Origin of the sequence: Delftia sp. S65, from assembly GCF_016516495.1 — a bacterium.
In the GTDB taxonomy this organism is placed as follows: Bacteria; Pseudomonadota; Gammaproteobacteria; order Burkholderiales; family Burkholderiaceae_C; genus Comamonas; species Comamonas acidovorans.
This window is the reverse complement of the sequence record NZ_JACVUR010000012.1, coordinates 90,185-101,853: the sequence shown is the minus strand read 5'-3', so window position 1 is coordinate 101,853 and position 11,669 is coordinate 90,185. Positions and strand designations below refer to the sequence as shown.

At 70.3% G+C, this 11,669-nt stretch carries 11 protein-coding genes and 1 pseudogene; 11 read left to right on the top strand and 1 reads right to left on the bottom strand.

Features of this window, described 5'->3' with window-relative positions:
- The first annotated feature begins 7 nt into the window (after positions 1 to 7).
- The 3 genes and pseudogenes from IAE24_RS13070 to IAE24_RS13060 all read left to right on the top strand — a co-directional run bounded on the left by IAE24_RS13070 (position 8) and on the right by IAE24_RS13060 (position 2,599).
- Positions 8 to 991 (top strand): FecCD family ABC transporter permease, encoded by a 984-nt coding sequence (locus tag IAE24_RS13070; RefSeq protein ID WP_199961722.1) that lies wholly within the window; start codon positions 8 to 10, stop codon positions 989 to 991.
- Entirely contained in the window at positions 988 to 1,785 is a 798-nt protein-coding gene (locus tag IAE24_RS13065) for an ABC transporter ATP-binding protein (RefSeq protein WP_199961717.1), read from the top strand. The genes IAE24_RS13070 and IAE24_RS13065 overlap by 4 nt, the downstream gene beginning before the upstream one ends.
- A 17-nt stretch (positions 1,786 to 1,802) precedes the next feature.
- Positions 1,803 to 2,599: pseudogene (locus IAE24_RS13060) on the top strand (aminoglycoside phosphotransferase family protein).
- On the opposite strand, the gene IAE24_RS13055 reads toward IAE24_RS13060, so the two are convergent.
- Positions 2,596 to 3,474: a MurR/RpiR family transcriptional regulator gene (locus IAE24_RS13055; RefSeq protein WP_199961718.1), complete on the bottom strand. Its 879-nt coding sequence runs from the start codon at positions 3,472 to 3,474 to the stop codon at positions 2,596 to 2,598. The pseudogene IAE24_RS13060 and the gene IAE24_RS13055 overlap by 4 nt on opposite strands.
- 160 nt (positions 3,475 to 3,634) lie before the next feature.
- On the opposite strand from IAE24_RS13055, the gene IAE24_RS13050 reads away from it, so the two are divergent.
- The 8 genes from IAE24_RS13050 (at position 3,635) to IAE24_RS13015 (ending at position 11,644) form a co-directional block, all read left to right on the top strand.
- On the top strand, positions 3,635 to 4,978 hold the full coding sequence (locus IAE24_RS13050) for an aspartate aminotransferase family protein (protein ID WP_199961719.1): 1,344 nt from the start codon (positions 3,635 to 3,637) through the stop codon (positions 4,976 to 4,978).
- 71 nt (positions 4,979 to 5,049) lie between these two features.
- A complete protein-coding gene (locus tag IAE24_RS13045; protein ID WP_141833864.1) occupies positions 5,050 to 5,967 on the top strand; it encodes an amino acid ABC transporter substrate-binding protein in 918 nt (305 codons plus the stop codon).
- 17 nt (positions 5,968 to 5,984) lie between these two features.
- On the top strand, positions 5,985 to 6,641 hold the full coding sequence (locus tag IAE24_RS13040) for an aspartate/glutamate racemase family protein (RefSeq protein WP_013803211.1): 657 nt from the start codon (positions 5,985 to 5,987) through the stop codon (positions 6,639 to 6,641).
- Between the two features lie 63 nt (positions 6,642 to 6,704).
- Positions 6,705 to 7,274: a cob(I)yrinic acid a,c-diamide adenosyltransferase gene (gene cobO, locus IAE24_RS13035; RefSeq protein WP_063326617.1), complete on the top strand. Its 570-nt coding sequence runs from the start codon at positions 6,705 to 6,707 to the stop codon at positions 7,272 to 7,274.
- 39 nt (positions 7,275 to 7,313) lie between these two features.
- Positions 7,314 to 8,021, top strand: a complete 708-nt coding sequence (bluB, locus tag IAE24_RS13030; RefSeq protein ID WP_012204651.1) for a 5,6-dimethylbenzimidazole synthase — start codon at positions 7,314 to 7,316, stop codon at positions 8,019 to 8,021.
- On the top strand, positions 8,018 to 9,112 hold the full coding sequence (gene cbiB / locus IAE24_RS13025) for an adenosylcobinamide-phosphate synthase CbiB (RefSeq protein WP_199961720.1): 1,095 nt from the start codon (positions 8,018 to 8,020) through the stop codon (positions 9,110 to 9,112). Before bluB ends, cbiB begins: the two co-directional genes overlap by 4 nt.
- Positions 9,109 to 10,152, top strand: coding sequence for an aminotransferase class I/II-fold pyridoxal phosphate-dependent enzyme (locus tag IAE24_RS13020; RefSeq protein ID WP_199961721.1), 1,044 nt, complete (start codon positions 9,109 to 9,111; stop codon positions 10,150 to 10,152). Before cbiB ends, IAE24_RS13020 begins: the two co-directional genes overlap by 4 nt.
- Positions 10,139 to 11,644: a cobyric acid synthase gene (locus IAE24_RS13015; protein ID WP_199139795.1), complete on the top strand. Its 1,506-nt coding sequence runs from the start codon at positions 10,139 to 10,141 to the stop codon at positions 11,642 to 11,644. The genes IAE24_RS13020 and IAE24_RS13015 overlap by 14 nt, the downstream gene beginning before the upstream one ends.
- Positions 11,645 to 11,669 lie beyond the last annotated feature (25 nt).

The window sequence follows — 11,669 nt, the reverse complement described above, 5'->3', positions numbered from 1 at the left end:
GCCCTGGATGGCACTGGCCCTGCTGGTCATGAGTGCTCTGCTCATGCTGCTGGGCGCGGGCGTGGGCAGCACGGGCTGGGAAAGCGTTTGGGCGGCGCGCAGCGATCCGCTGTCCTGGCAGATCGTCACCGAGATCCGGCTGCCCCGCACGGCGGGCGCGTGGCTGGCGGGCGGCCTGCTGGGGCTGGCCGGGGCCATCGCCCAGGGCGTGTTCCGCAATCCGCTGGCCGATCCCTATCTGCTGGGCAGCGCTTCGGGCGCCTCGCTGGGCGTTGCATTGAGCATGGCGGCGCTGGGCGCCTCGCCCTTCGCACTGGCGGGCCTGGCGCGCCTGGGTGTCACGGGTGCGGCCTTTGCGGGCGCGGCCCTGGCCGTGCTGCTGACCCTGGTGCTGGCCCAGGGCGTGCACAACACCATGCGCCTGCTGCTGGCCGGCGTGGTGGTGGGGGTGGTTCTGGGCGCGGCCGCGTCCCTGGTGCTGCTGATGAACCCGGACATCATGCAGGCCATGCAGGCCTTCATGCTGGGCAGCACCTCCTTCATCGGCTGGGGCGCCTGCGCGCTGATGCTGGCCGTGCTGCTGGCCACCACCCTGGGCGCCTGGTGCCTGGGCCGCGTGCTCGACGGCCTGTCCCTGGGCGAGGCCACGGCCCACAGCCTGGGCCTGCCGCTGGCGCCGCTGCGCATGGTGCTTATCTTGCTGCTGGCCCTGGCCACGGGCACGGCCGTGGCGCAGACCGGGCTGATCGCCTTCGTCGGCCTGGCCGCGCCGCATCTGGTGCGCTCCATGGTGCGGTCCATGCACCGCTGGCTGCTGGTGCTCAGCGCGGGCATGGGTGCCGTGCTGCTGCTGGCCGCCGACCTGCTGGCGCGCTGGCTCATCGCCCCGCAGGAGCTGCCCGTGGGCGCGCTCACGGCCTTGCTGGGAGGCAGCTACCTGCTGTGGCTCATGCACCGCCGCCACGCCCTGCGCGGCGGGGAGGGTGCATGACGGTCCCCGCCCTGCAAGCGCGCGCGCTGAAGGTTCGCCTGGGCGATCGACAAGTCTTGGGCGGCCTGAACCTGGCCCTGCCCACCGGCCGCTGGACCGCCATCGTCGGCCCCAACGGCGCCGGGAAATCCACGCTGCTGCGCGCCCTGGCAGGCATGGAGTCCGGCGCTGGCGTGCAAGGCGAGGTGGAGCTCCTGGGCCGCCCGCTGCGGCAATGGAGTGCGCGCGAACGGGCCTGCTCGCTCGCCTGGCTGGGCCAGAACCAGCCCGTGGCCGGCGACATGCGGGTCCATGACGTGGTCATGCTGGGCCGCCTGCCGCACCAGGGCTGGCTGGCTGCGCCCAGCCAGGCAGACCATGCCGCCGTGGAGCAGGCCCTGCGCCAGACCCAGGGCTGGGACTGGCGCATGCGCAGCGTGGGCAGTCTCTCGGGCGGGGAGCGCCAGCGCGTGCTGCTGGCGCGCGCCCTGGCCGTGCAGGCCCGCGTGCTGCTGATGGACGAACCCCTGGCCAACCTCGACCCGCCACACCAGGCCGACTGGCTCGAATGCGTGCAGGCCCTGGTCACCCAGGGCTGCACCGTGGTCAGCGTGCTGCACGAGATATCGATGGCCTTGCAGGCCCAGGAACTGGTCATTCTCGACAAGGGGCAGGTGCTGCACCAGGGCGCCTGCGCCGACGCGGCCACGCATGCGGCGCTGGAGGCCGTGTTCGAGCACCGGCTGCGCATCCGCGCCATCGACGGGCAGTGGCTGGCCCTGCCACGGCTGCGGGGGCAAGCTGCAGCTGCCTGATCGCCTGTTAGAAAAAAATGTCTCTCCATGCGCCGTATCTGAGCCGCTGGGCTCTGACCATCGATGGCCAGCCCCTGTCCACGCCGCGCGGTGTGTTGCTGCCCGTGCGCCAGGGCGGCACGCCCGCCATGCTCAAGATTGCGCTGGAGCCCGAAGAGGTGGCCGGCGCCCGCCTGATGGCCTGGTGGAATGGCGATGGTGCCGCGCCTGTGCTGGCCCATGAAGGGCCGGCCCTGCTGATGCTGCGCGCCACAGGACCCGAATCGCTGGTGGACATGGCCCGTGGCGTGCGCGATGAGCAGGCCACGCGCATCCTGTGCACCGCTGCCAAGCGCCTGCACCTGCCGCGCGCCAAGGCTTTGCCACCCCTGGTGCCGCTGACGCAGTGGTTCCATGCATTGCTTGCACAAGGCCATGGAACCGCCAGCCTGCTCGGCCTGTGCGCCGCCACGGCGCGCGAGCTGCTGGCCGCACCGCGCGACGTGACCGTGCTGCATGGTGACCTTCACCACGGCAATGTGCTGGACTTCGACCCCTGGGCTGGCTGGCCATCGACCCCAAGGGCCTGCACGGTGAGCGCGGCTTCGACTACGCCAACATCCTGAGCAATCCCGACCCCGCCAGCGCGCTGGCGCCGGGACGCTTTGCGCACCGCATGGCCACCATTGCCGAAGTCTCGGGCATAGAGCAAAGGCGCCTGTTGCAATGGGTGCTGGCCTGGTCGGGACTGTCTGCCGTCTGGAGCATGGAAGACGGTGACGATCCTGGCGCTGCGATGGCTGTGGCGCAAATGGCGGCTTCGGCCTTGGGCTAGTCGCGACCGGCTTTCCTCGACCGAGGTGCCTCCAGATACGCACCGCTGGCAAACAATTGCTCCTCGGCCTGGTCGATGCGCTGCACCACGCCTTTGCCGGCGCGGCTGGCCAGCAGTTCCACCAGGGCCTCGGACAGCGCCACGGCCGAGGTGATGGAGGGGAAGAACGACGGGCTGTGCAGCGAAAACAGCAGCGTGGCGTCGGCCAGCAGCGCCAGGGGCGAGGCGGGGCTGTCGGTCAGCGCCACGATACGGCAGCCCGCATCCCTGGCGGCCTGGGCCACGGCCAGCGCCTCGCGCGAGTAGGGCGCAAAGGCGACTACCAGCAGGGCGTCGCCGCGCTCCATGGCGCGGCATTGCATCTCCAGCGTGCCGCCCTGGCCGTCCAGCAGGTGCACGCTGGCGCGCAGCAGCCGGTACACATAGACAAATGAAAAGGCCACGGGGTAGCTGGCGCGAAAGCCCGCCACATGCACGCTGCGGGCCTTTTCCAGCAGTGCGCAGGCCTGCTGCAGGGCGTCGCCCAGGCGCCGCTCGGTGGCCTCCAGATTGCGGCGGTGCACCTCGAAGGTCTCACCCACCAGGTCATGGTCGCCAGCGCGGCCCACCAGGGCCTTGGCGCGCTGGCCGTAGGCCTCGTCGCTGCCCAGTCCCATGTCATGCGCGAAGGCCTGCTTGAGCTGCGGCCAGCCGTCAAAACCCAGCCACTGCGCAAACCGCACCAGCGTGGCGGGCGGGCTGCCGGCGCGCGTGCCCACGCTGCGCATGGAGGCCGTGACCACATCGTTGGGATGCTCCAGCACGAAGCGGGCCACCTGTTGCAGCGCCGGGCTCAGCTCGGCAAATCGCTGGCGGATGTCGTCTTGAACGGACATGGGTTTTCAGGAGAAAGGAGGGGAAAAGGGCGGTATTGGCTGCGCCGACTGTAGCCCAGGCGCGGGCCGGCTTGGAACGGCTGTGGTTGAAATCTCTGTTGACGGAACAAATGTTCCGTCAAATAATGCGATGAAACATTTGTTCCTTGAAAGAACTGCCATGAGCCATGTGTTCCATCGTCACCTGCACCACACGCCCCCCGTCGCCGTCGCCGCCAGCGGCCTGGAGATACGCGACGCGCAGGGGCGCAGCTATATCGATGCCTCGGGCGGCGCGGCCGTGTCCTCGCTGGGCCACGGTCATCCCGACGTGATCGCCGCCATGCATGACCAGATCGACCGGCTGGCCTATGCCCACACCAGCTTCTTCACCACCGCGGTGGCCGAGGAACTGGGGCAGGAACTGGTGCGCGGCGCGCCCGAAGGCACCAGCCACGCCTACCTGGTCAGCGGCGGCTCCGAGGCCGTGGAGGCCGCGCTCAAGATGGCGCGCCAGTACTTCGTGGAGATCGGCCAGCCCGAGCGCACGCACTTCATCGCGCGCCGCCAGAGCTACCACGGCAACACGCTGGGTGCGCTGGCCGTGGGCGGCAATGCCTGGCGGCGCGCGCCGTTCGCGCCCATCCTGGTGCCGGCCACCCATGTCTCGCCCTGCAATGCCTACCGCGACCAGCGCGACGATGAAACCCCAGAGCAATACGGCCAGCGCCTGGCCGACGAACTGGATGCGGCCATCGGCGTCCACGGCCCGCGCAGCGTGATCGCCTTCGTGGCCGAGACGGTGGGCGGCGCCACGGCCGGCGTGCTCACGCCCGTGCCCGGCTACTTCAAGGCCGTGCGCGAGGTGTGCGACCGCCACGGCGTGCTGCTCATCCTGGACGAGGTCATGTGCGGCATGGGCCGCACGGGCACCCTGCATGCCTGCGAGCAGGAAGGCGTGGTGCCCGACCTGATCACCGTGGCCAAGGGCCTGGGCGGCGGCTACCAGCCCGTGGGCGCGGTGCTGGCGCAGGGGCGCATCGTGGATGCCATGTCGCGCGGCAGCGGCTTCTTCCAGCACGGCCATACCTACCTGGGCCACCCGGTGGCCTGCGCGGCGGCGCTGGCCGTGCAGCGCGTGATACGGCGCGACGGCCTGCTGGACAAGGTGCGTACCGATGGCGAAGCCTTCGGGCAGATGCTGGCGCAGGCCCTGGGCAGCCACCGCCGCGTGGGCGAGCACGTTGGCGACATTCGCGGGCGCGGCTTCTTCTGGGGCGTGGAGCTGGTGGCCGACCGCGCCAGCAAGGCGCCCTTCGATGCAGGCCTGAAGCTGAACGCCCGCATCAAGACCGAAGCCATGCAGCGCGGCCTGCTGTGCTACCCCGGCGGCGGCACGGCCGATGGCCGTGCGGGCGACCACGTGCTGCTGGCGCCGCCCTTCATCGCCACGCGGGAACAGCTGCAGACCATTGCCACGCGCCTGGCCGAGTCCATCGAGGCCGCACTCGCCCAGGTTCTCTGATCCGTTCCTGCGCTCGCGCGCACTTCCACGCTTTCCCACGCTTTCCCCAACCCTGCCACAGGAGTGTCCCCATGACCCCATCCCGCCCGACCCTGAAGCGCACGGCCCTGGCCGTGACCAGCGCCCTGATCGCCGCGCTGCTGCCGCTGGCCGCCAGCCATGCCCAGGACAGCGGCACGCTCGCCAAGATCCAGCAGGCCGGGGCCATCACGCTGGGCTACCGCGAGTCCTCGTTCGGCTTTTCCTATCTGGATGGCGATCTCAAGCCCGTGGGCTACAGCATGGACATCTGCCGGCGCATCGTGGACGAGGTCAAGGCCCAGCTCAAGTTGCCCGCACTGCAGGTGCGCTATCAGGCCGTGACCTCGGCCAACCGCATCCCGCTGGTGGCCAACGGCACGGTGGACCTGGAGTGCGGCTCCACCACCAACCTGGTGGAGCGGCAAAAGCAGGTGGCCTTCTCGCCAGATATCTTCCGCTACAACGTGCGCATGCTGGTGCGTGCGGACTCGGGGCTGCGCTCCGTCGCCGACCTGCAGGGCAAGACCGTGGCGACGACGGCGGGCACCACGTCCTTTCGCCTGCTGCGCGAGGCGGACCGGGGCCGCAACCTCGACATCACCAACCTTTCGGGCAAGGACCATTCGGACTCCTTCATGCTGGTGGAGAGCGGCCGTGCCCAGGCCTTCGTGCTGGATGACATCCTGCTCGCCGGCCAGATCGCCAATGCCAAGAACCCGCAGGACTACCTGATCACCGGCGAAAGCCTGCGCACCGAGAACCAGGCGCTGATGCTGCGCAAGGACGATGCCGGCTTCAAGTCCATCGTGGACCGCGTGGTGACGGGCATGATGCAGTCCGGCGAGATGGAAAAGCTCTACAACCGCTGGTTCATGTCGCCCATCCCGCCCAGGAACATCAACATCAACTACCCGCTCAACGCCGAGACGCGCGAGGCCTTCGCCCATCCCTCGTCCAAGGGCATCTGAACTTATTGCACGCATCCATGACCCGCATCGCCCTCATCCACGCCCTCAGCCACTCCGTCGCTCCCATCAACGAAGCCTTTGCGCGCGACTGGCCCGAGGCGGTTCGCATGAACCTGCTGGACGACAGCCTCTCGGCCGACCTGGCGCGCAACGGGCGCGGGCTGGACGCCGCCATGCACGAGCGTTTCCAGCGCCTTGCGCAGTACGCCGTGGACACGGGCGCGCAGGGGATCTTGTTCACCTGCTCGGCCTTTGGCCCCTGCATCGAGGCCGTGGCCGCGCGCCATGCGCCGCTGCCCGTGCTCAAGCCCAACGAGGCCATGATCGAAGAGGCCGTGCAGGGCCAGCAGGGGGCCTTGGGTTTGATCTCCAGCTTCGCGCCCACGCTGCAGTCCATGCCGCCGGAGTTTCCGGCCGGCATCGAACTCGTGCCCGCCCTGGCCGATGGCGCCATGGACGCGCTCAACCGGGGCGACACCGCCACGCATGACCGCCTGGTGGTCGAGCAGGCCAGGGCCCTGGCCGCGCGTGGCTGCACGCGCATTGCGCTGGCCCAGTTCAGCATGGCGCGTGCCCGCGCCGCCTGCGAGGCCGCTACGGGCCTGCCCGTGCTCACCACGGTGGACAGCGCCGTGCGTGCCCTGCAGCGCCGGCTGGGCGTCCGCCTCGGTTAAAGTGGCGCTCCGCTGCGGCGCATGCCCGCCGCAGCGCGTGCAACTTTTGAGGATGACAGACCCATGCAGATCGAACAGGCCCCGACGGAAAAGCCCTATGAAAAGCCCGAAGGCGAACGCCGTGGCCTGGTGCTGGTGAACACCGGCGACGGCAAGGGCAAGAGCACGGCGGCCTTCGGCCTGGCCCTGCGCGCGCATGGCCGAGGCAAGTCCGTCAAGATCTTCCAGTTCATGAAGGTGCCTACCGCGCGCTTTGGCGAGCACCGCATGTTCGAGCAGCTGGGCATGCCCATCGAGGGCCTGGGCGACGGCTTCAGCTGGAAGAGCCAGGACCATGAGCGGTCGGCCCAGATCGCGCGCGAGGGCTGGGAGCGTGCGCGCACCGCCATCCTCTCGGGTGAGCACTTCCTGGTCGTGCTCGACGAAATCACCTATCCGCTGATCTATGGCTGGCTGCCGCTGGAGCCTGTGCTGCAGGCCCTGGCCGACCGCCCGCGCCATGTGCACGTCATGCTCACGGGCCGCCGCTGCCCCGAGGAAATCATTGCCGTGGCCGATACCGTCACGCGCATGGAACTGGTCAAGCACGCCTTCCAGGCCGGCATTCCCGCCCAGCGTGGTATTGAGGACTGATGCCGCCCGCAGGCCCGGCCTGCGGCGGACAATGGCGGCATGAGCAGCGAAACGCAATCCCGGGCGCCAGAGACCATTCCCGCCCAACCCTTTGCCGAGGCCGAGCGGGCAGCCGTCTACCGAGCCATCCATGAGCGGCGTGACATGCGCCACTTCTGCGGCGGCGAAGTCGCGCCCGAGGTGCTGCTGCGCCTGCTGCGCGCCGCCCACCATGCGCCCAGCGTCGGCTTCATGCAGCCCTGGCGCTTCATCCGCGTGCGCGATGCGCAATTGCGCCAGGAGATCCATGCCGTGATCGAGCAGGAACGCCTGCAGACCGCGCGTGCGCTGGGCGAGCGCGAGGAAGACTTCATGCAGCTCAAGGTCCAGGGTGTGCTGGATGCGGCCGAGGTGCTGGTCGTGGCCATGCCGCCAGGGCGCGAGGCCCATGTCTTCGGCCGGCGCACCCTGCCCGAGATGGACGTGGCTTCGGCCGCCTGCGCCATCCAGAACCTGTGGCTGGCCGCGCGTGCCGAGGGGCTGGGGCTGGGCTGGGTCTCGCTGTTCGATCCCGAGGTGCTGGCCGCGCTGCTGCAAATGCCCGTGGGCAGCCGGCCGCTGGCCGTGCTGTGCCTGGGCCCCGTGTCGGCCTACTATGCCGAGCCCATGCTGCAGCAGCAAAAGTGGGCCAGCCGCGCACCGCTGCAGGACATGCTCTACGACGACTTCTGGGGCCAGCGCGCCGCCGGCCCGCAGCCGCAGGCATGAGCGACAGCCCTTCCTGGCAACTGCTGGGCGCCGCGCTCAGCCCGCTGTGGTGGTGCTGGCAGGCGCTGTCGCAGCCGCAGGCCCAGGTCCAAGCCGAACCCTGGGCGCGCCACGCCCTGGCCGCCGCGCTGGCCGTTCCCGTGGCCCTGCTGATCGACCGGCTCTGGGGGGAGCCGCCCGTGTGGATGCACCCCGTGGTCGCCATGGGCCGGCTGCTGGCTGCGGTTGGGCGAAGAATTGCCCCACGCGAAGAACATGTGCGCGACTGGCCACGCTTTGCGCTGGGCGCAATCGCCTGGGGCCTGCTGGCTCTGCTGTTCTTCGCCATCTACGCGTTCATCCAGTGGCTGCTGCCGCCCATGCCCTGGTGGCTGGGCGCCCTGGTGCTGGGCGTGCTGCTCAAGCCACTTCTGTCCTGGCGCATGCTGCGCGACGAGGTGCTGGCCGTGGAAGCCGCACTGCAGCAATCCCTGCCCGCAGGCCGCGAGCGGCTGACCTGGCTGGTCAGCCGGGACACGGCACGGCTCGACGCTGGCCAGGTGCGCGAAAGCGCCATCGAAACCCTGGCCGAGAACCTCAGCGACTCGGTGCTGGCGCCGCTGTTCTGGTTTGCCGTGGCCGGCCTGCCGGGCGCGGCCCTCTACCGCTTTGCCAATACGGCCGATGCCATGTGGGGCTACCCGGGTTGGCGCGGGCAGGGCGATGACCGGCGCCACTGGCAATGGGCCGGCAAATGGACGGCGCGTGCCGATGACCTGCTCAACTGGATACCGGCGCGCCTGACCGCCTTGCTGCTGGCCTTGTCCAGCCTGGCCGCCGGCCGGCGGCCAGGCTGGGGTGCGCTGCGCCAGGACGCGCGCATCACCCCGTCGCCCAACGGCGGCTGGCCCATGGGCGCCATGGCAAGGCTGCTGGGCGTGCGCCTGGGCAAGCCCGGCGTCTACGTGCTCAACCCCGCAGGCCGCGTGCCGCAGGCGGCCGAGCTGCAGCAGGCCGTGGCGCATGCGGGCCGCGTGGTCGCCATGCTGGTGGCTGCAGCGCTGGCCGCCGCCCTGGTCCTTGGATGGGCGATGGCAGGAAGGACACCATGAAACCGATCCCAGTCACCCACGGGGGCACGGATGCCCTGGGCGTGCCCGCGCACGATTTCTCCACCAACCGCAATGCCTGCGGACCCTGCCCGCAGGCGCTGGATGCGCTGTCCCAGGCACACGCGGCCCAGTACCCCGACCCGCAGTACACGGCGCTGCGTGCGCGCCTTGCGGACTTTCATGGCGTTGCGGCCAGGCGCATCGTCATCGCTGCCAGCGCCAGCGACTTCATCCACCGCATCACCATGCATGCAGCGCGCGAGGGCGCGGCCGTCGCCAGCCTGCCGGCCCACCATTACGGCGACTACGCCCACGCGGCGCAGGTCTGGCGCCTGCCCCTGGCCGCGCGCGACGGCATCACCGAAGCCGGCCCCGGCCTGCACTGGGCCTGCGCACCATCGAGCCCGCTGGGCCGGCCCGAGGATGTCTGGCCCCTGTGGAGCGAGCTTGCACCGCCCGGCACCTGGCGCGTGATCGACTGCGCCTATGCCCCCCTCAGACTGGAGCCGGGCATGGAACCCGCCGTGCCCTCCCAGGTGCGCGATGCTTGGCAGATGTGGACTCCCAACAAGGCCCTGGGCATGACCGGCGTGCGCGCGGCCTACGCCATTGCGCCCGAAGCCGTGCCGCACGACGAGATCGATGCCTTGCGCGCCCTGTCGCCATCCTGGCCCGTGGGCGCCCATGGCGAGGCCATGCTCACGGCCTGGACCGCACCGGCCACCCGGCAATGGCTGGCGCAAAGCCTGCAACGGCTGCGCGATTGGAAGGCGCAGCAGCTCGATCTGGTGCAGCGCCTGGGCTGGCAGGTACTGCCCGGCTCGCAGGCCAATTACTTTGTGGCGCGCTGGCCGCAAGCCCAGCAGGGCGGCGCCATGCAGACGCGTCTGGCCCAACTGCGCGCGCAGGGCATCAAGCTGCGCGACTGCGACAGCTTCGGCCTGCCCGGCTGCGTGCGCATGGGCGTGCTGGCGCCCGCATCCCAGAACGCATTGCTGGCCGCCTGGCAGCCAATGGAGAAACACCATGCAATCGAATGAACCCGCCGCCGTGAATCTGCCCCTGCCCAGGCCCGGCCAGCGCCCCGCACTGTGCGTGATGGTGCTGGGCACCAGCAGCGGCGCCGGCAAGAGCTGGGTGGCCACTGCGCTGTGCGCCTGGTACCGTGCCCAGGGCTACAAGGTGGCGCCCTTCAAGGCGCAGAACATGAGCAACAACGCGCGGGTGGTCTCCGCGCCGGGCGGTGCCTGGGGCGAGATCGGCACGGCACAGTACCTGCAGGCCCTGGCCGCAGGCTGCGCGCCCGATGTGCGCATGAACCCGCTGCTGCTCAAGCCCGAGGCCGACATGCGCAGCCAGGTCGTGCTGCTGGGCCGGGTCAGCGAGGAACTCTCGGCCTTGCCCTGGCGCGGCCGCAGCGCCCGCGTCTGGCCGCAGATCGCCGAGGCGCTGGACAGCCTGCGCGCCGACAACGATGTGGTCGTCATCGAAGGCGCAGGCTCTCCGGCCGAGATCAACCTGCATGCCAGCGACGTGGTCAACATGCGCGTGGCGCGCCACTGCGGCGCGCATTGCCTGCTGGTGTCCGACATCGACCGGGGCGGCGCCTTCGCCCACCTCTACGGCACCTGGGCCCTGCTGCCGCCGGAAGAACAGGCGCTGATCCGCGGCTTTGTGCTCAACAAGTTCCGGGGCGACGCCAGCCTGTTGGCGCCCGCCCCGCAGATGCTGCAGGAGCGCACCGGCGTGCCCACCGTGGCCACCATCCCCATGCAGTTCCAGCATGGCCTGCCGGAGGAGGATGGCGTCTTTGACGACCGTGGCTCTGGAGGAGGGGCGGGGCGCGCCGTGCACACCACCATCGCCATCATTGCCTACCCGCGCATCAGCAACCTCGACGAATTCCAGCCCCTGCTGCAGGTGCCGGGCCTGCGCGTGGTCTGGGCGCGCACGCCGGCCCAGCTGGCAGGCGCGGACTGGATCATCCTGCCCGGCTCCAAGGCCACGGCTGCCGATCTGGCCTGGATGCGGACCCAGGGCCTGGATGCCGCCGTTGCTGCACATGCTGCGGCAGGCCGGCAGGTGCTGGGCATCTGCGGCGGCCTGCAGATGCTGGGCGAGGCGCTGATCGACCTGCATGGCGTGGACGGCAACGCAGCCGGCCTGGGCCTTCTGCCGCTGACGACCCTGTTCGCGCCCGACAAGACCGTGCTGCCCGCCAGCGTGCAACTGCCGCCGCTGCCGGGTGCGCTGGCGCCGCTGTCTGGCGTACAGGCGCAGGTCTATGAAATCCACCACGGCCAGACCAGCGTGCGCCCCGACATGGTGGCCGCTGGCAGTGCCGTGGCCGAGCCCGTGCCCGGCCTGCTGTGGCACAGCCCTGACGGCCGCATCGCGGGCTGCTACTGGCACGGCCTGTTCGAGAACGCCGAGGTGCTGCGCGCCCTGTGGGGCGCCGAGGTGCCCACGCTGGACAGCGTCTTCGCACGCATGGCCGAAGGCGTGCAGCGCTGGTTTGCGCACCAGGCTTGACCCATGTCAGGGGCCGCTTGCAGGG

Coding starts and splice junctions, on each gene's coding strand:
- IAE24_RS13055 (WP_199961718.1), bottom strand. CDS start 3,474: ATGTCCGTTCAAGACGACATCCGCCAGCGATTTGCCGAGCTGAGCCCG.
- cobO (WP_063326617.1), top strand. CDS start 6,705: ATGCAGATCGAACAGGCCCCGACGGAAAAGCCCTATGAAAAGCCCGAA.
- IAE24_RS13020 (WP_199961721.1), top strand. CDS start 9,109: ATGAAACCGATCCCAGTCACCCACGGGGGCACGGATGCCCTGGGCGTG.
- IAE24_RS13065 (WP_199961717.1), top strand. CDS start 988: ATGACGGTCCCCGCCCTGCAAGCGCGCGCGCTGAAGGTTCGCCTGGGC.
- IAE24_RS13040 (WP_013803211.1), top strand. CDS start 5,985: ATGACCCGCATCGCCCTCATCCACGCCCTCAGCCACTCCGTCGCTCCC.
- cbiB (WP_199961720.1), top strand. CDS start 8,018: ATGAGCGACAGCCCTTCCTGGCAACTGCTGGGCGCCGCGCTCAGCCCG.
- IAE24_RS13050 (WP_199961719.1), top strand. CDS start 3,635: ATGAGCCATGTGTTCCATCGTCACCTGCACCACACGCCCCCCGTCGCC.
- bluB (WP_012204651.1), top strand. CDS start 7,314: ATGAGCAGCGAAACGCAATCCCGGGCGCCAGAGACCATTCCCGCCCAA.
- IAE24_RS13070 (WP_199961722.1), top strand. CDS start 8: ATGGCACTGGCCCTGCTGGTCATGAGTGCTCTGCTCATGCTGCTGGGC.
- IAE24_RS13045 (WP_141833864.1), top strand. CDS start 5,050: ATGACCCCATCCCGCCCGACCCTGAAGCGCACGGCCCTGGCCGTGACC.
- IAE24_RS13015 (WP_199139795.1), top strand. CDS start 10,139: ATGCAATCGAATGAACCCGCCGCCGTGAATCTGCCCCTGCCCAGGCCC.